At 64.2% G+C, this 26,207-nt stretch carries 20 protein-coding genes; 12 read left to right on the forward strand and 8 right to left on the reverse strand.

The annotated features are described in order from the left end of the window. Positions 1-9: 9 nt before the first annotated feature. From P8H27_RS12710 to P8H27_RS12730, 5 genes are all read right to left on the reverse strand, one after another. A complete protein-coding gene (locus P8H27_RS12710; RefSeq protein WP_289637939.1) occupies positions 10-708 on the reverse strand; it encodes an ABC transporter permease in 699 nt (232 codons plus the stop codon). Between the two features lie 13 nt (positions 709-721). Continuing rightward, the gene (locus tag P8H27_RS12715; protein ID WP_289637940.1) at positions 722-1,411 is read right to left on the reverse strand and encodes an ABC transporter permease; all 690 of its coding nucleotides are present in this window, start codon (positions 1,409-1,411) and stop codon (positions 722-724) included. Positions 1,412-1,528: 117 nt separating this feature from the next. After that, positions 1,529-2,308, reverse strand: coding sequence for an ABC transporter substrate-binding protein (locus P8H27_RS12720; RefSeq protein ID WP_289637941.1), 780 nt, complete (start codon positions 2,306-2,308; stop codon positions 1,529-1,531). A gap of 558 nt (positions 2,309-2,866) precedes the next feature. After that, on the reverse strand, positions 2,867-4,822 hold the full coding sequence (gene acs, locus P8H27_RS12725) for an acetate--CoA ligase (protein WP_289637942.1): 1,956 nt from the start codon (positions 4,820-4,822) through the stop codon (positions 2,867-2,869). Between the two features lie 575 nt (positions 4,823-5,397). Beyond that, complete coding sequence (locus P8H27_RS12730) at positions 5,398-6,957, reverse strand: sigma-54-dependent transcriptional regulator (protein ID WP_289637943.1); 1,560 nt, start codon at positions 6,955-6,957, stop codon at positions 5,398-5,400. 255 nt (positions 6,958-7,212) lie between these two features. Between P8H27_RS12730 and phhA the strand changes: the two genes are divergently transcribed. The 6 genes from phhA (at position 7,213) to ggpS (ending at position 14,980) form a co-directional block, all read left to right on the forward strand. Further along, on the forward strand, positions 7,213-7,998 hold the full coding sequence (gene phhA / locus P8H27_RS12735) for a phenylalanine 4-monooxygenase (RefSeq protein WP_289637944.1): 786 nt from the start codon (positions 7,213-7,215) through the stop codon (positions 7,996-7,998). A gap of 67 nt (positions 7,999-8,065) precedes the next feature. Then, the gene (locus tag P8H27_RS12740) at positions 8,066-8,419 is read left to right on the forward strand and encodes a 4a-hydroxytetrahydrobiopterin dehydratase (protein ID WP_289637945.1); all 354 of its coding nucleotides are present in this window, start codon (positions 8,066-8,068) and stop codon (positions 8,417-8,419) included. Further along, positions 8,416-9,612 (forward strand): amino acid aminotransferase, encoded by a 1,197-nt coding sequence (locus P8H27_RS12745; RefSeq protein ID WP_289637946.1) that lies wholly within the window; start codon positions 8,416-8,418, stop codon positions 9,610-9,612. Before P8H27_RS12740 ends, P8H27_RS12745 begins: the two co-directional genes overlap by 4 nt. Positions 9,613-9,830: 218 nt before the next feature. After that, positions 9,831-11,168, forward strand: coding sequence for a DUF2254 domain-containing protein (locus P8H27_RS12750; RefSeq protein WP_374761349.1), 1,338 nt, complete (start codon positions 9,831-9,833; stop codon positions 11,166-11,168). Between the two features lie 166 nt (positions 11,169-11,334). Next, entirely contained in the window at positions 11,335-12,600 is a 1,266-nt protein-coding gene (locus P8H27_RS12755; RefSeq protein WP_289637948.1) for an MFS transporter, read from the forward strand. A gap of 112 nt (positions 12,601-12,712) precedes the next feature. After that, the gene (gene ggpS / locus P8H27_RS12760) at positions 12,713-14,980 is read left to right on the forward strand and encodes a glucosylglycerol-phosphate synthase (protein WP_289637949.1); all 2,268 of its coding nucleotides are present in this window, start codon (positions 12,713-12,715) and stop codon (positions 14,978-14,980) included. Positions 14,981-15,189: 209 nt separating this feature from the next. Here ggpS and P8H27_RS12765 read toward each other — a convergent pair whose 3' ends face one another. Together P8H27_RS12765 and pap are read right to left on the reverse strand one after the other, a co-directional pair. Then, the gene (locus P8H27_RS12765; RefSeq protein WP_289637950.1) at positions 15,190-15,606 is read right to left on the reverse strand and encodes a VOC family protein; all 417 of its coding nucleotides are present in this window, start codon (positions 15,604-15,606) and stop codon (positions 15,190-15,192) included. A gap of 268 nt (positions 15,607-15,874) precedes the next feature. Next, positions 15,875-17,362, reverse strand: a complete 1,488-nt coding sequence (pap, locus tag P8H27_RS12770; protein ID WP_289637951.1) for a polyphosphate:AMP phosphotransferase — start codon at positions 17,360-17,362, stop codon at positions 15,875-15,877. A 111-nt stretch (positions 17,363-17,473) separates the two neighbouring features. Here pap and mnmC point away from each other — a divergent pair, with 111 nt between their 5' ends. The 3 genes from mnmC (at position 17,474) to P8H27_RS12785 (ending at position 20,365) form a co-directional block, all read left to right on the forward strand. Continuing rightward, positions 17,474-19,456: a bifunctional tRNA (5-methylaminomethyl-2-thiouridine)(34)-methyltransferase MnmD/FAD-dependent 5-carboxymethylaminomethyl-2-thiouridine(34) oxidoreductase MnmC gene (mnmC, locus tag P8H27_RS12775; RefSeq protein WP_289637952.1), complete on the forward strand. Its 1,983-nt coding sequence runs from the start codon at positions 17,474-17,476 to the stop codon at positions 19,454-19,456. An 82-nt stretch (positions 19,457-19,538) separates the two neighbouring features. Continuing rightward, the gene (locus P8H27_RS12780; protein ID WP_289637953.1) at positions 19,539-20,099 is read left to right on the forward strand and encodes a DUF3365 domain-containing protein; all 561 of its coding nucleotides are present in this window, start codon (positions 19,539-19,541) and stop codon (positions 20,097-20,099) included. After that, positions 20,096-20,365, forward strand: coding sequence for a metal-sensing transcriptional repressor (locus P8H27_RS12785; protein WP_289637954.1), 270 nt, complete (start codon positions 20,096-20,098; stop codon positions 20,363-20,365). The genes P8H27_RS12780 and P8H27_RS12785 overlap by 4 nt, the downstream gene beginning before the upstream one ends. A gap of 202 nt (positions 20,366-20,567) precedes the next feature. Here the strand turns inward: P8H27_RS12785 and P8H27_RS12790 are convergent, their stop codons facing one another. Next, complete coding sequence (locus P8H27_RS12790; RefSeq protein ID WP_289637955.1) at positions 20,568-21,041, reverse strand: MarR family winged helix-turn-helix transcriptional regulator; 474 nt, start codon at positions 21,039-21,041, stop codon at positions 20,568-20,570. A gap of 112 nt (positions 21,042-21,153) precedes the next feature. Between P8H27_RS12790 and P8H27_RS12795 the strand changes: the two genes are divergently transcribed. The 3 genes from P8H27_RS12795 to P8H27_RS12805 all read left to right on the forward strand — a co-directional run bounded on the left by P8H27_RS12795 (position 21,154) and on the right by P8H27_RS12805 (position 26,119). After that, entirely contained in the window at positions 21,154-22,923 is a 1,770-nt protein-coding gene (locus P8H27_RS12795) for an N-acetylglutaminylglutamine amidotransferase (RefSeq protein WP_289637956.1), read from the forward strand. Positions 22,924-23,083: 160 nt separating this feature from the next. Then, positions 23,084-24,820, forward strand: a complete 1,737-nt coding sequence (gene ngg, locus P8H27_RS12800) for an N-acetylglutaminylglutamine synthetase (RefSeq protein WP_289637957.1) — start codon at positions 23,084-23,086, stop codon at positions 24,818-24,820. 108 nt (positions 24,821-24,928) lie between these two features. Next, the gene (locus tag P8H27_RS12805; protein ID WP_289637958.1) at positions 24,929-26,119 is read left to right on the forward strand and encodes an osmoprotectant NAGGN system M42 family peptidase; all 1,191 of its coding nucleotides are present in this window, start codon (positions 24,929-24,931) and stop codon (positions 26,117-26,119) included. Positions 26,120-26,207 lie beyond the last annotated feature (88 nt).

A 26,207-nucleotide genomic window follows, 5' to 3' on the forward strand; every position in this document is an offset into this window, starting at 1 on the left:
TCCGCCTCCTCAGGCCTTGCGTGGCGCCAGATAGGCCAGCCAGCGGCGTTCGGCGTACTTGAACAGGCGCACCAGGATGAAGGTCAGGCACAGGTAGAACAGGCCGGCGGTGATGAAGGCCTCGAACGGCAGGTAATGCTGCGAACTGACGGTGCGTGCCGCGCCGGTGATATCGATCAGGGTGACGATCGAGGCCAGGCTGGTGGTGTGCAGCATCATGATCACTTCGTTGCTGTACTGCGGCAGTGCCCGACGCAGTGCCGAAGGCAGAAGGATGCGCCGGTACAGCTTGGCCCGCGACATGCCCATGGCCTTGGCCGCCTCGATCTCGCCATGCGGAGTCGACTTCAGGCTGCCGGCGAGAATCTCCGCGCTGTAGGCACTGGTGTTGATGCCAAATGCCAGGCAGGCACAGAAGGTCGCGCTGGAAAAATACGGCCAGAGGAAGCTCTCGCGCACCGCCTCGAATTGGGCCAGACCGTAGTAGATCAGAAACAACTGCACCAGCATCGGCGTGCCGCGAATCACGTAGGTATAGAGCCAGGCCGGAAAGTTCAGCAACGCCGACTTGGATACCCGCATCAGCCCCAGCGGAATTGCCAGCGCCAGGCCAAACGCCAGGGAAATCAGGAGCAGCTTCAGGGTCATCAGCACGCCACCGAAGTACAGCGGCAGGCTTGTCCAGATCACGTTGTAGTCGAAGATCATGCGTTCGCTCCTCTCACAGATCGGCGGCTTTGGTGCCGACCGAGTAGCGTTTGTCCAGGTAACGCAAGGCCAGCAACGACACACTGGTCAGCACCAGGTAGAGCGCCGCGACCGCCAGGTAGAAGGTGAACGGCTCGCGCGTGGCGTCGGCCGCGCTCTTGGCCTTGAACATCATGTCCTGCAGGCCGACTACCGAAATCAGCGCGGTGGCCTTGGTCAGCACCAACCAGTTGTTGGTGAACCCAGGGATGGCGAAGCGGATCATCTGCGGTACCAGGATGCGGAAGAACACCTTGATGCCACTCATACCGTAGGCAGCACCCGCTTCGCTCTGGCCTTTCGGAATCGCCATGAAGGCTCCGCGAAAGGTCTCCGACAGGTAGGCACCAAAGATGAAACCCATGGTGAAGACGCCGGCGATAAACGGATTGATGTCGATGTATTCGTTGTAACCCAGCAGCGGTGCCACCCGGTTCACCAAGTCCTGGCCGCCGTAGAAGATCAGCAGGATCAGCACCAGGTCGGGAATACCGCGAATCACGGTGGCGTAGGTTTCGCCCAGAGTCGCCAACCACTTGATCGGCGACAGGCGAAACGCCGCGCCCATAAGGCCCAGGACAATCGCCACCGCCATCGATGTCAGCGCCAGGATCAGGGTGAGCCAGGCACCGTCGAGAATGGTCGAGCCGTAGCCGTTAAGCATGCTCTAGTACCTCATGCAGGCGCCAGGCGGCGCCAAGGAGCACAACGGAAAAGTGGCACCAGCGCGTTATCCGCCTGATTGCGCCACTCTCGGTGATAAGCGACTTGATTGCAGAGATCAGTCGCCGTAGACGTCAAAGTCGAAATACTTACCCTGCACTTGCTGGTACTTGCCATTGGCACGAATTGCTGCAATGGCCGTATTGAACTTGTCGACCAGGGCGGCATCGCCCTTGCGCACGGCAATCCCCTGCCCTTCGCCGAAGTACTTCACATCGGTGAAATCAGGTCCGGCAAAGGTGAAGCCCTTGCCGGCGTCGGTCTTGAGGAAGCCGTCGTCGATGTTCACCGAATCGGCGAGGGTGGCATCCAGGCGACCGGTCTGCAAATCCAGGAAGATTTCGTTCTGCGAGCTGTAACGCACCACTTCAACACCCGCCGGGGCGAAGACATCGCTGGCATAACGGTCGTAGATCGAGGAACGCTGCACGCCGACTTTCTTGCCTTTGAGGTCGAGCAACGGATCGTTGATCGCAGTGCCGGCCTTCATCGCCAGTTTGGCGGGAGTCGAATAGTATTTACCGGTGAAATCCACTGACTTCTTACGATCCTCGGTGATGGACATCGACGACAGCACGGCGTCGAACTTGCGTACTTTCAGGGCCGGAATCAGGCCATCGAACTCCTGCTCGATCCACTGGCACTTGACCTGCATCTCTTCGCACAAGGCATTGCCGATGTCGTAGTCGAAACCGGTGATGTTGCCTTCAGGAGTCTTGTAGGCGAAGGGCGGATAGGCGGCTTCGATGCCGATGCGCAGCGGCTTGGCTTCTTCTGCCATGGCCAGCGGCGACAGTACGGATAGCGCCAGTGCGCCGAGAAGTGCAATCTTCTTCATCTTGTGACTCCTTCGAATGGGAATGGCTTCGGTTGGCAGTGTTCAGGTATGTGCGTCCAGCCATGGATGAATTGTAGAGAACGTCGCCATCCTTGCCGCATAACGTGCAGGCAACGGCAACTTCGGCTGGGTGAGCGGCATTCTAGCGACAGGCCGAAAGTCGATATTTCCTCAATGCGACAAGTATTTACAAAAGCCCCGAGCGGGTAGCGCAGACACATTGACAGCCTCCCACAAACATGCAGAGACAGAAGAGAAGGGTAACCTTTAAAAAATGCAATATGCAGGCCACCCTTGCAAGACCCCTCTACCCATAAGCTTTGCAAGGGCATTCCTATTTTATCGGGCAGCAGAAAAACACACCGAATCGATGCCAGCTGTTTCCTTCCACCCCAGAAAAATGCGCGCCGTTACCTGAGCGGTGACAGCGACACAGGCCGATAGCAATCGGCTTTAACGGCCGGTTAATGGCTTTCCACGCGGCCAACCAACCATGAAAAAACAAAAAGCCCCGTCCGACTTGTGGCCGGACGGGGCTTTTTATTGGTCAGATGCCGGTCAGGCGACCTGCATTTCGCGATGGGTATCAATGAGGTGTTGCACCACGCCAGGATCGGCTAGCGTGGAGATATCGCCGAGCGCATCGTATTCGCCGGTCGCGATCTTGCGCAGGATGCGGCGCATGATCTTGCCCGAACGGGTCTTCGGCAAACCGGGAGCCCACTGGATAACCTCCGGCGAGGCGATTGGGCCGATTTCCTTGCGCACCCAGCTCTTCAGCTCCTGACACAACTGCTCGGAAGGCTCCTCGTCGCTGTTCAAGGTGACATATACATAGATGCCCTGCCCCTTGATCGGGTGCGGCACACCAACCACGGCGGCCTCGGCGACTTTCGGGTGGGCGACCATGGCGCTCTCGACTTCGGCGGTACCCATGCGGTGGCCGGAGACGTTGAGCACGTCGTCGACCCGCCCGGTGATCCAGTAGTAACCGTCCTCGTCGCGACGGGCGCCGTCGCCGGTGAAGTACATGCCCTTGAAGGTCTTGAAGTAGGTGTCGACGAAGCGGTCGTGGTCGCCGTACAGGGTACGTGCCTGGCCCGGCCAGGAGTCGATGATCACCAGGTTGCCTTCGGCGGCCCCCTCGATCAGGTTACCCATGTTGTCCACCAATGCCGGCTGCACGCCGAAGAACGGCCGCGCCGCCGAGCCGGGCTTGAGGCCATGAGCACCGGGCAACGGACTCATCAGGGTGGCGCCGGTCTCGGTCTGCCACCAAGTGTCGACGATCGGGCAACGGCTCTGGCCGACGGTCTCGTAGTACCACTGCCAGGCTTCCGGGTTGATCGGCTCGCCGACCGAACCGAGCAGGCGCAGACTGGAACCGTCGAAACCCTCCACTGCCGCTTTGCCCTGGGCCATCATGGCGCGGATGGCGGTCGGGGCGGTGTAAAGAATATTGACCTTGTGCTTGTCGACGATCTTGGCGACGCGAGTGATATCCGGGTAGTTGGGAATGCCTTCGAACAGCACGATGGTCGCGCCATTGGCCAGCGGGCCGTAGACGTTGTAACTGTGCCCGGTGACCCAGCCGATATCGGCGGTGCACCAGAAGACCTCGCCCGGCCGGTAATCGAACACTCGCTCATGGGTCAGCGCGGCATACAGCAGATAGCCGGCGCTGGTATGCAGCACGCCCTTGGGCTTGCCGGTGGAGCCGGAGGTATAGAGGATGAACAGCGCTTCCTCGGCGCCCATTTCTTTCGGCGCGCAGACGCTGCCGGCGACCGCCATCAGGTCTTCGTACCAGATGTCGCGATGCGAGTGCCATTTGATTTTGCCGCCGGTGCGCTTGCAGACGATGATCTTCTGCACGCTGGCGGTTTCCGGATTGGTCAAGGCATCGTCGACATTTTCCTTCAGCGGGATGCTCTTGCCGCCGCGCAGACCTTCGTCGGCGGTGATCACCACCTTGGACTGGCAGTCGATGATCCGCCCGGCCAGGGCCTCGGGAGAGAAGCCGCCGAACACCACCGAGTGGATGGCACCGATGCGCGCACAGGCGAGCATCGCCACCACCGCTTCCGGGATCATCGGCATGTAGATGGTCACCACGTCGCCGCGGTGGATGTCCTGGCCGCGCAGGGCGTTGGCCAGCTTGCACACCTGCTCGTGCAACTCGCGGTAGGTGATGCGCTTATGCTCGGACGGATCGTCGCCTTCCCAGATGATCGCCACCTCGTCGCCGCGCGCTTCCAGGTGGCGATCCAGGCAGTTGTAGGAGACGTTGAGGGTGCCGTCGGCGAACCACTTGATGTCGACATGGTGATCGTCGAACGAGGTCTGCTTGACCTTGGTGAACGGCTTGATCCAGTCGATACGTTGGGCCTGCTCACGCCAGAAGCCGTCAGGGTTGATCACCGACTGCTGATACATGGCTTTGTAGGTAGCTTCATCGGTAAACGACTGAGCCGCCACCTCTGGGCGCACGGGATAGAGAGACGCAACACTCATTGGATAGACCTCGGTGGGTAGTTGTTTTTCTATGGGGCATTTTGTAGCCAGGTGCCCCTGCTTGGGCCATTCGACCATGGTATTACCGCTCTACAACCAAGGTCTTGCAGCGCCGATGACTCGCCAGGCGCTGCAACCACGCCTGCAGTAAAGCAGTTGCACGATCAAAATTTGTGGAAATATCGAACGCCGTCGCGAGGCCGTCTCCAGGCGTTCGCGACGGCAAACATCGATGCCGAGCGGCCGCCGGCAAGCCGTCAATCCGCTCAACGCAGAAAAAAGGCGACCCGGAGGCCGCCTACCCGAACATTCCGCGAACGGAATGGAGAACCGCTGGTATTCAAATTACGCAGGATTCGAACGCGGCCAGTCTCCCCCACCACCTCGCCCACCAACAATTGCACCAAGGTCTAACAGGATTCAGCGGCCCCGCCGCCCCGCTCGTCGTCGCTCTCCACACCCACGCCGCTGATCGCCACGCAGGCCAGCCGGGCCTCGCCCGGCACTCCCTGCGGCAAGGAAAGTCGAAGCGAATTTCACGTCTTATTATGTGCAACAACAATGCACCTACCCGACTATTCCAACTCCTTGCCCAACCCATGCTGACGCAGCTTATTGGCGATGGTGGTGTGCGACACTCCCAGGCGCTTGCCCAGCTGCCGACTGCTCGGGTGGTCGTGATACAGCCGCGCCAGCACGGCCTTCTCGAAGCGGCCGAGAATCTCGTCCAGGCCGCCCTCTAGCGAGAACTCGCCCAAGGGTTGTGGTGCACCGTAGTCCGGCAGGCGGATATGTTCGACCTTGACCATGCCGCCCTCGCACAGCGACACCGCCTGAAACAGCACGTTTTCCAGCTGGCGCACATTCCCTGGCCAATGGTAATGGGCGAGCTTGTCCAGCGCCTGCGGAGCCAGCCGGGGCAGCGGGCAGCCGATCTGTCGGCTGGCCTGGTCGAGGAAGTGCTCGACCAACGGCACCAGCCCGTCCAGACACTCACGCAATGGCGGAATGTGCAGACTGAGCACATTGAGTCGGTGGTAGAGATCCTGGCGGAACTCACCCTTGGCGCACAACTCGGACAGATCGACCTGGGTCGCGCAAATCACCCGCACATCCAGATAGACCTCCTCGTCGCTGCCGACCCGGCGGAAACAGCCGTCCTGCAGGAAGCGCAACAACTTGGCCTGCAAACGCGGGCTCATCTCGCCAACGCCATCGAGAAACAGGGTACCGCCGGTGGTGAGTTCGAGCAGGCCGAGCTTGCCCTCCGGGCGCGCGCCCTCGAAGGCGCCGGGGCCGTAGCCGAACAGCTCGGTCTCGGCCATCGACTCCGGCAAGCCGGCGCAATTCAACGCCATAAAGGGCGACTGCCCGCGCGGGCTGGCCAGGTGGCAAGCCCGCGCCAACAGCTCCTTGCCAGTGCCGGTCTCGCCCTCGATCAGCAGCGGTGCGTCCAGGGGCGCCATGCGTCGCGCCTCGCGCACTACCGCCGCCATGATTTTCGAGCTCTGGAAGATGCTGTCGAAGCCGCGCAGTTCCTGCTTGCGCACATGGTAGATGCGCTCGCCAACCCGATCCGCCCGGTGCAGGGTGAGCACCGCACCGGCCAGGGCATCGCTCTCGTCGTGTTCGGTTTGCAGCGGGGCGATGTCGGCGAGGTACACATCGCCCTTGACCTTGACCCGCAAGCCATTGATCCGCGATTTGTTGGCGCGCACCAACTCCGGTAAATCGAAGTCTTCGGCGTAGCGCGACAGCGCAATCCCCGGCACTTCGTCGACCCGCACGCCGAGCAACTGGGCGGCGGCGCGGTTGGCGGCGACTATGGAGCCGGCCATGTCGATCGACAGCACCGGGAAATCCAGAGCGCCGAGCAAGGCGTTGAGCTCCAGGTGGCGGCGCTCGCTGGGCATCAAACCGACGCGCTTGACTCCAAACACTCCGGGGATCGCCTCCAGTTTCGGCCGCAGTGCCTGCAATTGCAGGTTGATCAGGTTCGGGCAGAGCATATAGATGGCGTTGCCCTGCTCGCCGCCGACCTCGCCGCGGGCGACGTTGATGCCGTACTCAACCAACAGGTTGAGGATGTCGCGCAGAATGCCGATCCGGTTTTGACAGTGAATTTTGATACGCATGGCAGGCCCTGAACCCATTTCCCGGTAGCCGAACCGCCGAAAATCGGCGGCCAGGTCTTAATTTTCGTCAAGAATATGTGACAGGTTAGCGCAGCAGCAAGACGATAGTCGGCCACTCCCCTGCCGGCGTAATTTTTCCTTTACGCAATCCCCACGCTTGCCCCGCCTAAACAGTCACCTTAAGCGCTGCGCAACCTCACAACCTGGGGTATTCATTGTCCAACATAACAACAACGGCCCCAGCAGGAGGCAGTGATGAAGCACACGCAGTATGTGGCTCGGCAACCGGATGAAAACGGCTTTATCCACTACGGCGAAGCCGAGCACCAGGTGTGGAACACCTTGATCAGCCGCCAGCTCAAGGTGATCGAAGGCCGCGCTTGCCAGGAGTACCTGGACGGCATCGAGCAACTCGGCCTGCCCCATGAGCGCATCCCGCAACTCGACGAAGTGAATCGGGTGTTGCAAGCCGCTACCGGCTGGCGGGTCGCCCGCGTACCTGCGCTGATCCCCTTCCAGACCTTTTTCGAATTGCTGGCCAGTCAGCAATTCCCGGTGGCCACTTTTATCCGTAGCCCCGAGGAACTGGACTACTTGCAAGAACCGGACATCTTTCACGAGATTTTCGGCCACTGCCCGTTACTCACCAACCCCTGGTTCGCCGAATTCACCCACACTTACGGCAAGCTGGGTCTCAAGGCCAGCAAAGAGCAGCGCGTCTACCTGGCCCGCCTGTACTGGCTGACCATCGAATTCGGCCTGGTCGACACCAGCCAGGGGCGCAGGATCTACGGCGGCGGCATCCTCTCCTCGCCCAAAGAGACCGTCTACAGCCTGTCCAGCGAGCCCGAACATCAGCCATTCGACCCGATCGAGGCCATGCGCACGCCCTACCGCATCGATATCCTGCAACCGCTGTATTTTGTCTTGCCGGAACTCAAGCATCTGTTCGAGCTGGCTCACCAGGACATCATGGCCATGGCTCAGCAGGCCATGCAGATGGGCCTGCACGCGCCGAAATTCTCGCCGAAAGCGGCGTAAATCACTGATGCCGGCTGGCTCGAACGATAACCTGCATTTAGATCACCAGCGAACTTTGGAGCCCCCAATGAGCCTTGCCCAAGCCCAATGCGAAGCCTGCCGCGCCGACGCCCCCCACGTGTCGGAGGAAGAATTGGCCGAGCTGATCCGCCAGATCCCCGACTGGAGCATCGAAGTGCGTGACGAGCACATGGAGCTGGAGCGGATATTCCTGTTCAAGAACTTCCGGCACGCCCTGGCCTTCACCAACGCGGTCGGTGCCATCGCCGAGGAAGTCGGCCACCATCCGGCCCTGCTCACCGAATGGGGCAAGGTTCGCGTGACCTGGTGGAGCCACGAGATTAAAGGCCTGCACCGCAACGATTTCATCATGGCCGCGCGCACCGACGAGCTGGCGAAAACCGCCGAGGGCCGCAAGTGAGCCATTTCGCCCAGGTTGCACGGGTTCCCGGCGACCCGATTCTCGGCCTGTTGGAGGCGTATCGCGCCGACCGCAACCCGACCAAACTCGATCTGGGCGTGGGCGTATACAAGGACGCCCTGGGCCTGACGCCGATCCCGCGGGCAGTCAAGCTGGCCGAGCAACGCTTGCTCGACAGCGAAACCAGCAAGAGTTATATCGGCGGCCACGGCGATGCGCTGTTCGGCACGCTGCTGAGTCAGCTGGTGCTCGGGGCGGACAACCCATTACTGGAGAGCCGCGCCGGTACCACCCAGACACCCGGCGGCACCGGCGCCCTGCGCCTGGCGGCCGACTTCATCGGCCACTGCCTGCCGGGTCGCGGCATCTGGTTGAGCGACCCGACCTGGCCGATCCATGAAAGCATCTTTGCCGAAGCCGGGCTGCGGGTCGGCCACTACCCCTATGTCGGCGCCGCCAACCGGCTCGACGTCGAGGCGATGATCGCCGTGCTCAGCCACTTGCCCCAGGGCGACGTGGTGCTGCTGCATGCCTGCTGTCACAACCCGACCGGTTTCGACCTCAGCCAGGACGACTGGCGCCGGGTGCTGGAGGTGGTCAAGGCGCGCGAACTGCTGCCCCTGATCGACTTCGCCTACCAGGGCTTCGGCGACGGCCTGGAGCAGGACGCCTGGGCCGTGCGCCTGTTCGCCGAGGCGCTGCCGGAACTGCTGGTCACCAGCTCCTGCTCGAAGAACTTCGGCCTGTACCGCGAACGCACCGGTGCCTTGCTGGTCTGCACCGCGGATGCAGAAAAACTGCAGGACGTGCGCAGCCAGCTGGCCTCGATCGCCCGCAACCTGTGGTCGACACCACCGGCCCACGGCGCCGCCGTGGTCGCAACCATCCTTGCCGACGCGCAGCTCAGAACCCAGTGGCGCACTGAACTGGACGGCATGCGTCGGCGCGTCGCCAGCCTGCGCCTGGGCCTGGTCGAGGCCCTGCGCCCCTACGGCCTGGCCGAGCGCTTCGCCCATATCGGCGTGCAACGCGGGATGTTCTCCTACACCGGCCTGTCGCCCAGCCAGGTGCAGCGCCTGCGCGAGGAGTACAGCGTGTACCTGGTCGGCTCCGGCCGGGCCAATGTCGCCGGCCTGGACGCCGAACGCCTGGATCAACTGGCCGGCGCCATCGCCCGGGTGTGCGCAGACTGATCGCGGAACAATGCGATGGCCAAGATGCTTCGGGAGCGGTGCTGGTCGCCATGACAGTTCCGTGGCCGAGGCCGCTCCCACAAGCCCATGCGCCACGCTCAAGGCCCAGGCCAGGTTCATCCTGAGCTGGGCCTTGCGCTCCTGCCCGACCGCTAAAGGCGCGTACCACGGCACTTGACTATAGTTCGGGCTACGCCCTCGCCGAAGCGGAATATCTCGTGATGCAGCCCGCCAACCTGCTCTTCCGCGCCTACCAGCGCACCGTTCATAGCCTGGCCTTCTACCCGACACTGATCGCTCTGGGCTTCGTGCTGCTGTGCCTATTGAACATAGCCATCGAGTACCAGCCCTGGCTGATGGCGCTCAAACAGCGGTTTGACATCGGCCTGGTGCGCAATGGCGATAACGCCCGACTGATTCTCGGCACCCTGGTCGGCGGCATCCTGTCGCTGATGGTGTTCAGTTTCTCGATGGTCATGGTGGTTCTCAACAACGCCTCCGCGACTCTGTCACCACGCGTGCTGCCCGGGCTGATCAGCAGCAAGGGGCACCAGAAGACCCTGGGCTTCTACCTCGGCACCATCCTCTATGCGTTGCTGCTGATCACCACCATCGAGCAGAACGGTCAGGATCAGGTGCCCAGCCTCGGCGTACTGATCACCCTGGGTCTGGGCATTGCCTGCCTGGGCCTGTTCGTCGAGTTCATCCGCTCGATCTCGCAGTCGATCCAGGTCGAATACATCCTCAATAATCTCTACACCACCGCTCTGGAGAAGCTCACCACTGGCATAAGCAAACACCAGGCGCTCAAAGAGCCGCCCTCCTGGCCGGCAGACCGGAATTGGCTGGTGGTCAACGCACATCGTAGCGGCTACTTCAAGGAGCTGAATATCTACAGGCTCAACGCCCTGCTGGCCGACAATGACCTGCACATGACGGTGCTGGTTCATCGCGGCTTTTTCGTCATGCCCGGGCACCCGTTGTTCAAGCTCGACCGCGAAGTCGACGAGGCACTGCGCCAGCAGTTGCTCGATTGCTTCGACTTCTTCGTCGAGCAATACGCCAGCGGCCATTATGTGTTCGCCTGCAAGCAAATCTCCGAAATTGCCGTGAAGGCCTTGAGCCCGGGGATCAACGATCCGGGCACCGCCATCACCGCCATCGACATGCTCAGCATGCTGTTCAGCAAACGCCTGCAACTGCCAGACCTGGACATCGCGCCGCTGGCGGACGAAGCACCCCGCCTGTTTTACTTCGAACTGTCGCTGGATCAACTGCTGCAACTGATCTTCGGCCCTATACGCACCTACGGCAGCCGTGATCCGAGTGTGCTGATCCGTCTGCTGCAGGCCTTCAAGAACCTGCTGTTTCAGCACCCACGCGCCCATCACCAGGCCGACCTGATCACCCACGCGCACAGCGTCGTGGAAGCCGCCGACCGGCACATCGCCAATAGACGCGACCGCGAGGAGCTGAACGACATGATCGAACGCTTCAACCAGGCCGCCAAGCTTTCACCGCCAGCGCTCGGCCCGCTCAAAATCGACAAGCGCTGAAGCAATCACGCGCCAACATGGTGCACACGTGCTGCCAAAAATAAATACAGCCCCATTTGTCATGGCGTTTTTTTCAATAAAAACAATAAGTTACTAACTAACAGCCAGTAGACCTGGCGCGTTTCCTGCTTGCTATCGAGGTCATACTTCCCTAGGGTAGTTCGCCATGTGGTCCCTGATTGCCCCCATCGGCTCGTTGCTGAGCGGGGTCGCGTTACTCCTGCTCGGCAATGGCCTGCTCAACACCCTACTGACCCTGCGTGGCGTCGCCGAAGGCTACTCCACCGGGATGCTCGGCCTGATCATGTCCGGGTACTTCGTCGGTTTTCTCCTCGGCACCTGGCTAGCGATTCCGCTAGTGCGTCGGGTTGGCCATATCCGTGCCTTCGCCTTTTGTGCCGCCCTGGCCGCCATCTGCGCCCTGCTCCACGTCCTGCTGGTCGACCCCTGGGTGTGGCTGGGCTTGCGCGTGCTCTACGGCCTGGCGCTGGTCAGCCTGTACATGGTGATCGAGAGCTGGCTCAACGCCCAGGTGGCCAACGACAGGCGTGGCCAGGTGTTCGCCCTGTACATGGCGGTCAACCTCGGCGCCCTGGCCGCCGCCCAGCAACTGCTGGGTCTGGCCTCGCCCAGCGACTTCATCCTGTTCGTCCTGGCGGCCATGCTGATCAGCGCCGCGCTGATGCCGATCACCCTCACCCGCCAGTTGCAGCCGAGCATTCCGGACACCCTGCACAGCAACCTGCGCCAACTGGTCGGCATCGCGCCGCTGGCCATCGCCGCCGCCGGCCTGTCCGGCCTGGCGCTCGGCGCGTTCTGGGGCATGGCCCCGGTGTATGCCAGCCTGAGCGGCTTCGATGCCGGCGGCGTCGGCCTGCTGATGAGCAGCGCGATTCTCGGCGGCGCCCTGCTGCAATGGCCGATCGGGCATTATTCCGACCGCCACGACCGGCGCCTGGTGCTGCTCTGGGTGGTGCTGCTGGCGATGCTGGTCGCCGTGCTGATGAGCCTGCTGCCGGCCGGCCGAGCGTTGCTCGGGTCGATATTCCTGTTCGGCGGCCTGTCCTTCGCCATCTACCCGATCGCCGTGGCGCAACTGATCGACCAGTTGCACCGCGACGAGATCCTCGCCGGCTCCGGCAGCCTGTTGCTGGTCAACGGCATCGGCTCGGTAGGCGGGCCGCTGCTGGCCGGGATGCTGATGCAGCACTTCGGCGCCCAGGCACTGCCGCTGTATTTCGCCGCGGTGCTGGGCCTGCTGGCCGCCTATACCTGGTACCGCCTGCGCCACGTCAGCGACCTGGTCAGCGGCGAGCACGCCCACTTCATGCCCATGCTGCGCACCAGCCACACGGTGCTGGAGCTGATGCCCGACGCACCGCCGGCCGCGGCCGACGACCGCGCCGCGGCGCTCGCCCCCGAATCACGCTAGCCGCGCAACACCGCGCTGCTGCAACAACTGCGGCCGCCGCCTTCCAGCGGCAACGCCCACCCATTAGCACGTCGGCCCAGGTCGGCGCGTCAACTGCACAAGGAGACAGCGCATGCTGCTTGCCACCGATCTCGATGGAACCTTTCTCGCCGGCGATCCCGAGGATCGCCTGAGCCTCTACCAGACCATCGCCGCCCACCCGGAAATCCAACTAGCCTACGTCACCGGCCGCAGCCTGGAGTCGGTACTGCCACTGCTGGCCGACCCGACCCTGCCACAGCCGGACTTCATCATCTCCGATGTCGGTGCCAGCTTTACCCACGGCGACACCCTGCAGCCCATCCAGCCGCTGCAAAGCATGGTCGATGCACTCTGGCCCGGCGAGAGCCAGGTCGCCAGCGCCATCGAAGGCTTCGCTCTGGAGCGCCAGGACGTGCCGCAGATACGCCGTTGTTCCTACTTCTGCAGCCCTGAGGAGGCGGCCAACCCGGCCTTGCTGGAAGCGGCCCGGGCACTGGGTTGCGACCTGCTCTATTCGGCCGAGCGCTACCTGGACTTTTTGCCGCAAGGAGTGAACAAGGGCAGCAGCCTCAAGGCCCTGGCCGACTGGCTGGAGCTGGAAGAGGATCAGGTGCTCGCCGCCGGCGATACCCTCAACGACCTGTCCATGCTCAGCGCGCAATTCCATGGCGTCTGCGTCGGCCAGTCCGAGTCGGCGCTGCTGGAGGCCACCAGCAACCACTCGCGCACCCTGCACGCGCAGCGCCCCGGCTGCGGCGGCATTCTCGAGGCGTTCGCCCACTTCGGCTTCCTCGGCGAACACGGCATCGCCGCGGAAAAGCGCCAGGCGGCCCAGCCCGGCAAGGCCGAACTGGTGATGGTCTACCACCGCCTGCCCTATGAGGAATACCGTGGCGCCGACGGCAAGCTGCAGCGCCGCCGGCCGACCTCGCCGAACGGCATCATCCCTACCCTGCTGAGCTTCTTCGGCGACGGCCGCCCCGGTTCCTGGGTCGCCTGGGCAGTGCATGAGGACGGCGACGACCCCTTCGACAGCCACACCACGGTGGATGCCGAGCGCTACCCCAAGCTCACCGCCGCGCGGGTCAAGCTGAGCAAGCAAGAAGTCGACATCTTCTACAAGCGCTTCTCCAAGGAAGCCTTCTGGCCGACCCTGCACACCTTCTGGGAACGCGCCACCTTCAACGAAGACGACTGGCAGGTGTTCCTCAAGGTCAACCGCGCCTTCGCCGAACGCACTGCGCTGGAAGCCGCCGAAGGCGCCATCGTCTGGCTGCATGACTACAACCTGTGGATGGTGCCCGGCTACCTGCGCGAGTTGCGCCCGGATCTGCGCATCGCCTTCTTCCACCACACCTATTTCCCCTCGGCGGACGTGTTCAACGTACTGCCGTGGCGCCGGCAGATCATCGGCAGCCTGCTGCAATGCGACTACATCGGCTTTCACATCCCGCGCCAGGTGGAGAACTTCGTCGACGTGGCACGCGGCGTGACGCCGTTGCAAACCGTCAGCCGGCAGAATTGCGCCCCGCGCTTCATCACCTATGGCTGCGCCGTGGGCCTGGAGCGCATGACCACCGCCGTCGACACCGGCAGCCGCATCGTCAAGCTCGGCGCCCACCCGGTCGGCCTGGACATGGGGCGGATCAGCGGCGCCCTGGCCCAACCGAAGATTCAGGAGCAGATGGCCAACCTGCGCAAAGAACTCAGCGGCCTGAAACTGGTTCTCTCGGTGGAACGCCTCGACTACACCAAGGGCATCCTGGAAAAGCTCAATGCCTACGAACGCTTGCTGGAGGACAACCCGGAGCTGCTGGGCAAAGTCACCCTGGTCAGCATCTGCGTACCGGCCGCCAGCGAAATGACCATTTATGACGAACTGCAAGCGCAGATCGAGCAAGCCGTCGGCCGCATCAACGGACGCTTCGCCCACATCGGCTGGATCCCGGTGCAGTTCTTCTTCCGTAGCTTCCCCTTCGATCAAGTAGTGGCCTGGTACGCCATGGCCGACGTAATGTGGATCACCCCACTGCGCGACGGCCTCAACCTGGTGGCCAAGGAGTTCGTCGCCACCCAGGGCCTGCTCGAAGGCCATGGCGTGCTGGCACTCTCGGAATTCGCCGGCGCCGCCGCCGAACTCAAGGGCGCCCTGCTGACCAACCCGCACGACCCGGCCGACCTGGCGCAGACCTGCTACCTGGCGCTCAACCTGCCCAAGGCCGAAGCCCAGGCCCGCCTGCGCGAACTGTTCGACATCGTCAGCTACAACGACATCCGGCGCTGGGGCGAGGAATTCCTCGCCGGCGTGGCAGAGCAGCCTGAGGCCGAAAAGCACGCCACCCTGGGCTTGGCCAGCTAAGGGTTACCTCCGAGTGTGCATGGCGCCCCTTCCGACGGCCCGATGCGGCTGAATCGTCGGGGCGCACCATGCGCCCCCCGATCCCACCGACTCCAGCCCGCTGGTTGCCCTACCCGGTTCTTTTGTAGCCCGGATGCGCCTCCACCACCGCTCCCGGATTGCATCCGGGCGACGTGCGGCGACGCTCCGCCTCAGGAACTCGCCGGGGCTCAGTCCATCTGGCTCACCACGCAGTTGATCATCCAGGACACGCCGAAACGATCGCTGAGCATGGCGAAACGCGTGGCCCAGAAGGTCTGCTGCAGCTCCATCTGCACCGAACCGCCCTCGGCCAGGGCAGCATACAGGCGCTCGGCCTCTGGCAGGTTGTCCACCTGCAGCGAGATCGAGCAGCCCTTGATGCCCTCGTGCGGGGACTGCGGTGGGCGGTCGGAGGCCATCAGCAACTGGTCGCCGACCGTCAGGCAGGCGTGCATGATGCGCTGCTGGAACTGCGTCGGAATCTCGCCGGCGTCGGGGCTCTCGGCGTAGCGCATCATCTCCAGGGTGCCGCCCAGGCACTTGGCGTAAAAGCTGAAGGCGGCCTCGCACTGGCCGTCGAACATCAGGTAGGCATGGATCTTCATCACAACTCTCCTCGCTTGCGAAGGTCGATGCGCGCGCGAATGCGTGCTTGCTGCTCGCGCAGTTCGGGGTGAATTCGGCGCCGACATCCTCGGCCGGCAGTAGCTGACGGCGCTCGCCGCCACTGGCGCCTGGCATCACTTGGGCCGCAGGACTTCAACCGGCCTTACGCAGGATAGCTTATGCTCGGCGGCGCCTCGGCGGAGTGCGCTCAGGCTTTGCAGGCTGGCGTCGGCGCGGCCATCTTTAACCTGGCCCGGGCGGACACCCTCAGTCCCGCTCGAATGCCGCCTCCAACGCCGCATTGATGGTGCGCAGCACCTTGACCCGGGCAAAGCGTTTGTCATTGGCCTCGACCAGGGTCCAGGGCGCGAGTTCGGTGCTGGTTCGGTCGACCATATCGCCCACGGCATCGCGGTATTGCGGCCACTTTTCACGATTACGCCAGTCGTCCTCGGTGATTTTGAAGCGCTTGAAGGGCGTCTGCTCGCGCTCATTGAAGCGCTGCAACTGGGTGTCCTGATCGATCGCCAGCCAGAACTTGACCAACACCACGCCGGCATCAGTCAGTTGCTCCTCGAAGTCGTTGATCTCGCCATAGGCCCGCAGCCAGTCGGCGGGGCTGCAAAAACCCTCGACCCGCTCCACCAGCACCCGGCCGTACCAGGAGCGGTCGAACATGGTGAATTTGCCGCGCGCCGGAATCTGCCGCCAGAAGCGCCACAGATACGGCTGCGCGCGTTCCTCGTCGGTCGGCGCGGCCACCTGCACGATGCGATACAGGCGCGGGTCGAGCGCCGCCGTCACCCGCCGAATCGCGCCGCCCTTGCCGGCGGCATCGTTACCCTCGAACACCGCCACCAGGGCATGTTTGCGCATGCGCTTGTCGCGCAGCAAACCCGACAGTCGCGCCTGCTCGGTGATCAGCTGTTCGTTGTAGTCGTCCTTGTCCAGTGCCTGGCTCATATCCAGGCTGTCGAGCAAGCCGAGGTTATCCAGGCTGGACGTCAGCGGCGCCGCATGGGGCTGGGGTAGCGGTCGGTTCTTGGCGTTGAGCGCGGCCTGCAAGCCTTCGAGGAGAATCCGCCCAACCGTCAGGCTGCGGTAATACTCGTCCACGCCCTCGACCACATACCAGGGCGCATAGTCGCGGCTGCTACGGCGCAGTACCCGCTCACCGACCCGCACGTACTTGTCGTAGGTCTTCGACTGCTGCCAGTCCAGCGGGCTGATACGCCAGCTGTGCAAGGGATCGTCCTGCAACGATTTGAGGCGCGCCTTCATCTGACTCTTGGACAGATGAAACCAGAACTTGAAAATCAACGCGCCCTCGTCACAGAGCATGCGTTCCAGGGCCGAGGCCGCATCGAGCGCCTGATCCAGCACCGCATTCTTGAAATCCCCATGCACCCGCCCCTGCAGCATCTGGCTGTACCAGTTGCCGAAGAACACCCCCATGCGCCCCTTGGGCGGCAGTTGCCGCCAATAGCGCCAGGCCGGTGGCCGGGCCAGCTCCTCGTCGCTTGGTTGATCGAAGGTGCTGACCTGGATCAGACGCGGATCCATCCACTCGTTGAGCAGCTTGACTGTCTCCCCCTTGCCGGCCCCCTCGACACCGCAGAGCAGGATAAGCACCGGGAAACGCGCCTGCTGCTGCAACTCGTACTGCGCCTCGAGCAATGCCTCGCGCAACTCCGGCACGGCGGCATCGAACCTGGCTTTATCGATGGTGCGACCAATCTCGGCGGACTCAAACATGGCTAGCTCCCTGATCTGATCAGCAGAGCCTAGCGGATCGCGCGAGCGACGGGGTGAGCCATCTGCAGCTGTGCGCTAGAATGCGCGCCTGCTCAATCTGGTGCCCTTGCCATGCCCGACGCCCCGCTCGACCTACCCGCCACCCAAGCCGCGCAGCTCGACTGGGACGCCACGGGGCAACCGCTCTCGCGGCTATTCGGCGATGTCTATTTCTCGAAGCAGGACGGTCTGGCCGAAAGCCGCCACGTCTTCCTCGCCAATAACGATTTGCCGGCGCGTTTCAGCGCCCTGGGCGACGGCGAACAACTGGTGATAGGCGAAACCGGTTTCGGCACCGGGCTGAACTTTCTCTGCGCCTGGCAGCTGTTCGAGTCGCAGGCACCCGCGGGTGCGCGGCTGCACTTCGTCAGCGTCGAGAAATACCCGCTCAATCTCAGCGACCTGCAGCGCGCCCTGGCCTTGTGGCCCGAGCTGGCGCCCTTGGCCCAGCAACTGCTGGGCCAGTACGTCGCCCTGCATCCGGGTTTTCAACGCCTGATGTTCGCCGGCGGACGGATCATCCTCAGCCTGCTGATCGGCGATGCCCTGGAGCTGCTGCCGCAACTCGACGCGCGCATCGACGCCTGGTTTCTCGACGGCTTCGCCCCGGCAAAAAATCCGCAGATGTGGACGCCCGAGCTCTTCGTCGAACTGGCCCGCCTGAGTGTGCCGGGCACCAGCATCGGCACCTTCACCAGCACCGGCTATGTGCGTCGGCGCCTGAATGATGCCGGCTTCAAAATGCGCCGCGTACCCGGCCTGGGCAACAAGTGGGAAGTACTCAAAGGCCAATTCGTCGGCAGCGCCGCGGACGCCGGCAAACCCTGGTTCGCCCGTCCGCCACAGCGCCAGCGCGAACGCCGGGCTCTGGTCATAGGCGCGGGAATGGCCGGTTGCGCCAGCGCCGCCAGCCTGGCGTCACGCGGCTGGCAGGTGACCCTGCTGGAGCGCCACGCCAACATTGCCGAGGAAGCCTCGGGCAACCCGCAAGGCGTGCTCTACCTCAAGCTGTCGGCCCACGGCACCGCGCTGTCGCGCTTGATCGTCAGCGGCTTCGGCTACACCCGCCGCCTGCTCGAGCGCCTGCACAAAGGCCACGACTGGGACAACTGCGGGGTACTGCAACTGGCCCTCGACAGCCAGGAAGCGCAGCGCCAGGCGCAACTGGCGGCGGCCTTCCCCAGCGATCTGCTGGTCAATCTCGACCAGGCCAGCGCCGCAGCCCAAGCCGGCATCCAGCTCCCGGCCGGCGGCCTGTTCTACCCGCAAGCCGGCTGGGTGCACCCGCCGGCGCTGTGCCGGTTGCTGGCCGAGCAGCCGAATATTCGCCTGCAACTGCACCGGGAGGCGCTGCAGTTACGCCGCGACGGCCAAGCCTGGCAGGCCTGGAACGGCACCGAGCTGCTGGCCAGCGCCGCCGTGGTGGTGCTGGCCGGCGCCGCCGAGATCAAGCGCTTCCCCTACAGCGCCGAACTGCCGCTCAAACGTATTCGCGGGCAGATCAGTCGGGTGCCGGCCACCCCCCAGAGCACGGCGCTGCGCAGCGTGGTGTGCGCCTCGGGCTATATCGCCCCGGCGCGCCTCGGCGAGCACTGCCTGGGCGCCAGTTTCGACTTCAAAAGCGACGATCTTGGACTCAACAGCGCCGACCATGCGGGCAACCTCGCCCTGCTCGAGGAAATCTCGCCAGACCTGGCCGAACGCCTGCACAGCGCCCAGCTCGACCCGGCGCAGCTCGAGGGTCGCGCCGCCTTTCGCTGCACCAGCCCGGACTACCTGCCCATCGTCGGCCCCCTGGCCGATCGCCCGGCCTTTCTCGAGGCCTACGCGGTGCTGGCCAAGGATGCCCGCCAAGTGCCGGACACCCCCTGCCCCTGGCTCGACGGCTTGTACGTCAACAGCGGCCACGGTTCGCGCGGGCTGATCACCGCCCCCTTGTCCGGCGAACTGATTGCCGCCTGGCTGAATGAGGAGCCCTTGCCCGTGCCCCGGGATGTCGCCGCGGCCTGCCACCCCAACCGGTTCGCCCTGCGCACGCTGATCCGCGGCCAATAGTCGCAAGCCGAAGCTCGACCCTTGCGTGCATTCACCCCGCATGCATACCCTACGGGGTATACAGAACAGGAGTGACACCCGCATGCGCCTCATTCTCGTACTCGCAGCCCTGCCGACTCTGGCCTGGGCCGCTCCTGCGGCAGACCCGGGCAGCCTCGCACGCGAAGCCGCCAGCCTTATCCCACCCTTCCAGCAACACCTGCTGCAGACGGTGAAAACTGCAATCGCGGCCGGCGACCCGGTGCAGGCCGTGCAAGCCTGCCAGTTGCTCGCGCCAACCATCGCCGTGGAGCACAGCCAGCAGCCCTGGAAAGTCGGGCGCACCGCCCTGCGCCTGCGCAACCCGGATAACCAGCCGGACGCCTGGGAACGCCAGATACTGGAAGACTTTTTACGGCGGCAAAGCGCTGGCGAAGAGCTGGCGCAGATGAGTGCGTCGGCGGTCGTCGACGGCGAATTCCGTTACATGCAAGCCATCGCCACCGGCGAGCCGTGCCTGGCCTGTCACGGCCAGGGGATCGAGGCCGAGGTGGCGGCGCAGATCGAGCAAAGCTACCCCAACGATCAGGCCACCGGCTTTGCCCCAGGCGAACTGCGCGGCGCCTTCACCCTGCGTCGATCACTGGCGGATGCAGCGCCATGAGCGAACAAACCCGCGCAGCCCATGAAGACGCTATGCTCAAACGCCTGGCCCGGGTCGAAGGGCAGATCCGCGGCATTCAAGCCATGATCCGCCGCAGCGAGGACTGCGAGGCCATCGCCCAGCAATTCGCCGCCGCCCGCAAGGCGTTGGACAAGGCCTATCAGGAGATGCTCGCCTGCCTGCTGGAAGAAGCCGTGCTCGACCCCGAGCATGACCCCGGCGAAACCCTGGCCCGGGTTCGCGCCATTTTCACCAAGTACACCTAGCGGCCTGTCGCCGCAATGATCGTTTCCCGACTCCTGGGGCGTGGCCGGAGTTGCAGGAGTCCGCTTGCGGGCGATCTTTTGCCGCCGGCTAGCGAATCCCCGGAATGCCGAAGCATGGCAAGCTGACGCCTACAGAGGTGTTTCTTTCGGCAGCAATCAACAACAACAGGCCGCCGCGCCGACGCTCAATCCTGCAGCTCGTTCACTCCATCTCGCCGCACAGTTCCGCCGCGCGCAACAGCGCGGCGGTCAGGTTGTGCCGCTCCCAATCCTTGAGCGCGGCGAAGCGCTGGCGAAACTCCGGCGGCAGCAGCGTCGGTGCCTGTTGCACCAACTCGCGGCCGGCCTCGCTGAGCAGCAACCATTGGCGGCGGCGATCCTGATCGTCGCGCTGGCGCTGCAACAGGCCGCGCTCCTCCAGGCGATCGAGCATGCCCGACAGCGTTGCCGCGGTGAGGCTGACCCGTCCGCTCAGGTCGCTGGCGGTCAATCGTGCCTCACCGGCCAGCACCTGCAGGATCATCAACTGCATGGGGGTCAGCCCGCCGAAACGGGCCAGGCGCTTGGCGTGCACTTCACCGGCCTGCTGCAGGCGCCTGAGCGCCTGGAAAATCGGCAGGTCGAGTGCCATCACAGGTGACAAATCTATTTCAGTAGAAACTATATTCTCACTCATACATGCCTTCAGATCGAATAAACGCTTTGACATGAAAGCATTTTTTTGTTCCCATGTAAAAGGTTCGGCGAGCCCGAACCACTCCCCAACGGCAACACCGGTAAGGAACCCTATGTGCGGAATAGCTGGAGAACTACGCTTCGATCAACGACCGGCCGACCTGGCTGCAGTCGAGCGGATCACCCATCATTTAGCCCCGCGCGGCCCTGACGCGCATGGCTTCCACAGTCAGGGGCCAGTTGCCCTTGGCCACCGCCGGCTGAAGATCATGGATCTCGCCGAAGCCTCCGGCCAGCCGATGATCGACAGCGACCTCGGCCTGTCCATGGTGTTCAACGGCGCCATCTACAACTACCCGGAACTGCGCGGCGAGCTGGAAAGCCTCGGCTACCGCTTCTTCTCCGGCGGCGACACCGAAGTGCTGCTCAAGGGTTACCACGCCTGGGGCACCGACCTGCTGCCCAAGCTCAACGGCATGTTCGCCTTCGCCGTGTGGGAGCGCGACACCCAGCAACTGTTCATCGCCCGCGACCGCCTCGGCGTCAAGCCGCTGTACCTGTCGCGTACCGGCCAGCGCCTGCGCTTCGCCTCCAGTCTGCCGGCGCTGCTAAAAGGCGGCGACATCGGCAAGGCGCTGGATCCGATCGCGCTTAACCATTACCTGAACTTCCATGCCGTGGTGCCGGCGCCGCGCACCATCCTGGCCGGGGTGGAAAAACTACCGCCAGCCAGCTGGATGCGCTTCGACGCCCAGGGCAACTGCCAGCAGCAGAGCTGGTGGCAGCTCGACTACGGCCCCAAGCGCGAGGAAATCGCCTTCGAGCTGGATGACTGGCGCGACCAGGTGCTCGACGGCATGCGCGAGGCGGTGTCGATCCGCCAGCGCGCGGCGGTGGATGTCGGCGTGCTGCTGTCCGGCGGCGTCGATTCGAGCATGCTGGTCGGCCTGCTGCGCGAGGCCGGAGTGGAAAACCTCTCGACCTTCTCCATCGGTTTCCAGGATGCCGGCGGCGAACGCGGCGACGAGTTCCAGTACTCGGATCTGATCGCCGAGCGCTTCCACACCCAGCACCATCAGCTGCGCATCGGCGAGCACGAGATCATCGAGCAACTGCCGGCGGCCTTCCGCGCCATGAGCGAGCCGATGGTCAGCCACGACTGCATCGCCTTCTACCTGCTCTCGCGCGAAGTGGCCAAGCACTGCAAGGTGGTGCAGAGCGGCCAGGGCGCCGACGAGCTGTTCGCCGGCTACCACTGGTATCCGCTGGTGGACGGTGCCGAAGATGCCTTTAGCGCTTATCGTGCGGCCTTCTTCGACCGCGAACACGACGAGTATGCCGCCTGCGTGCAGCCCGAGTGGCTGACCGACGACCATGCCGGCGAGTTCGTCCGTCAGCACTTCGCCCAGCCCGGCGCCATCGCCGCGGTGGACAAGGCGTTGCGCCTGGACAGCACGGTGATGCTGGTCGACGACCCGGTCAAACGGGTCGACAACATGACCATGGCCTGGGGCCTGGAGGCGCGCACGCCGTTCCTCGATTACCGCCTGGCCGAACTCTCGGCGCGCATCCCGGGCCGCTTCAAGTTGCCCGACGGCGGCAAGCACGTGCTCAAGGAGGCCGCCCGCCAGGTCATCCCCAGCGAGGTGATCGACCGGCCCAAGGGCTACTTCCCGGTGCCCGGCCTCAAGCACCTGGAAGGCGCGACGCTGGGCTGGGTACGCGATCTGCTGATCGACCCGAGCCAGGATCGCGGCCTGTTCAACCCGGCCATGCTCGACCGCCTGCTGACCGATCCACACGGCCAGCTGACCCCGCTGCGCGGCTCCAAGCTGTGGCAGATGGCGGCGCTCAACCTGTGGTTGAGCGAGCAAGGCCTGTAAGCCTGGTGCCCCGGCAATCCAGCTGAACCAAGCATGGCTATCGGGGCTCCAAGCCATTGTTCGACCAGGGTCGCAGGCCGGACCGAGTCCGGAGATGTCACGACTACATTCACGCGCCCGGGCACTGTCCGGGCGCAGCTGAAAGCCAAGGAAGCACACCATGCGCGCCAATGCCTTCAATCAACGCCTGCTGCGCGGCCAAGCCCCCTCTTATGAACGCCTGCAGGCACGCTTCGCCGAAGAGCGCGACGCGGAACTCTGCCAGCCCTTGGCGGTGCACTGCGGCTGGGGCCGCCTGCTGATCGGCCATACCTTCCCGGACGCCACCGAGCTGGCCCAAGAGCTGCTGACCGAACAGCCGGGCGAGCGCGATATTGCCCTGTACGTCGCCGCGCCACAGCAAGTGCTGGCGCAGGCGCCGCAGCAGCTGTTTCTCGACCCCTCGGACACCTTGCGTCTGTGGTTCAGCGACTATCGCCCGGCACACCGCGGCTTTCGCGGCTACCGTATCCGCCGCGCGCAGAATGCTGCGGACTGGCAGGCGATCAACTGCTTGTACCAGATGCGCGGCATGTTGCCGATCGACCCGGCCAAGCTCACCCCGCGCCATCAGGGCGGGCCCACCTACTGGCTGGCTGAAGATGAAGACAGCGGCACGGTGATCGGCAGCGTCATGGGCCTCAATCATCAGAAAGCCTATCGCGATCCGGAAAACGGCAGCAGTCTCTGGTGCCTGGCGGTCGACCCGCAGTGCAGTCGCCCCGGTGTCGGCGAGGTGCTGGTGCGCCACCTGATCGAGCACTTCATGAGCCGCAGCCTGAGCTACCTCGACCTCTCGGTGCTGCACGACAACCGTCAGGCCAAAGGGCTCTACGCCAAGCTCGGTTTTCGCGAACTGCAAACCTTCAGCATCAAACGCAAGAACAGCATCAATCAGCCACTGTTCCTCGGCCCCGGACCCGAGGCCGAGCTCAATCCCTATGCGCGGATCATCGTCGACGAAGCCCTGCGTCGCGGTATCGAGGCGCAGGTGGACGACGCCGAAGCCGGCCTGTTCACCTTGAGCCACGGCGGCCGCCGCATCCGCTGCCGCGAGTCACTGACCGACCTGACCAGCGCGGTGAGCATGACCCTGTGCCAGGACAAGCGCCTGACCCATCGCGCCCTCAGCCGCGCCGGCCTCAGCCTGCCGGCCCAGCGCCTGGCCGGCAGCGCCGAAGAGAATGCCGCCTTCCTCCGCGAACACGGCAGCCTGGTGGTCAAACCGGTGGACGGCGAACAGGGCCAGGGCGTGGCGGTCGATCTGCGCAGCCCGGCCGAGGTGCAGAGCGCCATCGAACGCGCCCAGGTATTCGACAGCCGGGTGCTGCTGGAGAGCTTTCATCAGGGCTATGACTTGCGCATTCTGCTGATCGGCTTCGAGGTGGTCGCCGCCGCCATTCGCCGGCCGGCCGAGGTGATCGGCGACGGCCGCCACTGCATCGGCGACCTGATCGACGCCCAGAGCCGCCGCCGCCAGGCTGCCACCGGCGGTGAAAGCCGTATCCCCAAGGACGCGGAAACCCTGCGCACCCTGCATGCCGCCGGCGTCGACTACGCCAGCATCCTGCCCCAGGGCCAGCGCCTGGCCGTGCGCAAGACCGCCAACCTGCACACCGGCGGCTGCCTGGAGGACGTCACCGACATCCTCCATCCGGCACTGGCCGAGGCGGCAGTGAAAGCCGCGCGCGCCCTGGACATCCCGGTGGTCGGCCTCGACCTGCTGGTGCCGGCGGCCGACCAACCCGAACACGTGTTCATCGAAGCCAACGAACGCGCCGGCCTGGCCAACCACGAACCGCAACCGACCGCCGAGCGTTTTATCGATCTGCTGTTCCCGCTCAGCCAGGTGGGCTGACAACGAACCTGGCCCAATGAGCCTTGGCGCAATCCCGGATCGCGCTTTCCCGGATTGCATCCGGGCTACGGACTCGATCCTTATCTCGCGGCACGCAAGGAGACGTAAATGCAGCAACATCCCGAACCGGATCTCGACTATCTGCAAAAAACCCTCCTGGAAATGCTCGCCATCCCCAGCCCAACCGGCTTTACCGACACCATCGTGCGCTACGTCGCCGAGCGTCTGGAAGAAATCGGCATCCCCTTCGAGCTGACCCGGCGCGGCACCATTCGCGGCACCCTCAAAGGCAAGCAGAGCAGCCCGGATCGCGCCGTGTCGGCCCACCTCGACACCATTGGCGCGATTGTCCGCGAGCTGAAGGACGGCGGCCGTCTGGCCCTGGCACCGGTGGGCTGCTGGTCGAGCCGCTTCGCCGAAGGCAGCCGGGTCAGCGTATTCACCGACCACGGCGTGATCCGCGGCAGCGTACTGCCGCTGATGGCCTCGGGGCATGCCTTCAACACCGAAGTGGATCAGCTGCCGATCAGCTGGGATCACGTCGAACTGCGCCTGGATGCGTACAGCACCACCCGCGCCGACTGCGAGTCGCTGGGCATCTCGGTGGGCGATTTCGTCGCCTTCGACCCGCTCCCCGAGTTCACCGAGAGCGGCCATATCAGCGCCCGCCACCTGGATGACAAGGCCGGTGTCGCCGCCCTGCTCACGGCGCTCAAGGCGATCAAGGAAAGCGGCCTGGAACCGGAAATCGACTGCCATCCGCTGTTCACCATCACCGAGGAAGTCGGCTCCGGCGCCGCCGCCGCCCTGCCCTGGGACGTCAGCGAGTTCGTCGGCATCGACATCGCCCCGGTCGCACCCGGCCAGCAGTCCAGCGAACACACGGTCAGCGTCGCCATGCAGGACTCCGGCGGCCCCTACGACTATCACCTGTCGCGGCACCTGCTGCGCCTGGCCGGCGAACAGGAGATTCCGGTGCGCCGCGACCTGTTCCGCTACTACCACAGCGATGCCCAATCGGCGGTGACCGCCGGCCACGACATCCGCACCGCCCTGCTGGCTTTCGGCTGCGACGCCACCCACGGCTACGAACGCACCCACATCGACAGCCTGGCCGCCCTCACCCGCCTGCTCGGCGCCTACCTGCTCAGCCCGCCGGTGTTCGCCAGCGATGCCCTGCCGGCAGAGGGCTCCCTGGAACGCTTCAGTCACCAGATCGAGCACGATGCCCAGATGGAAAGCGAGACGCGCGTACCGACCGTCGACAGCCTGCTCGGTCAGCGCGACCAGGACGCTTGAAGGGCAACGCGCATCCGGGCAAAGTGGCAGGCATGGGATGACCGGCGTGGCGTGCTGCACGCGCCCCCGCCGACAGGCCGTTGAAACA

It is taken from the genome of Pseudomonas sp. sp1636 (assembly GCF_030376615.1).
Classification (GTDB): Bacteria; Pseudomonadota; Gammaproteobacteria; order Pseudomonadales; family Pseudomonadaceae; genus Aquipseudomonas.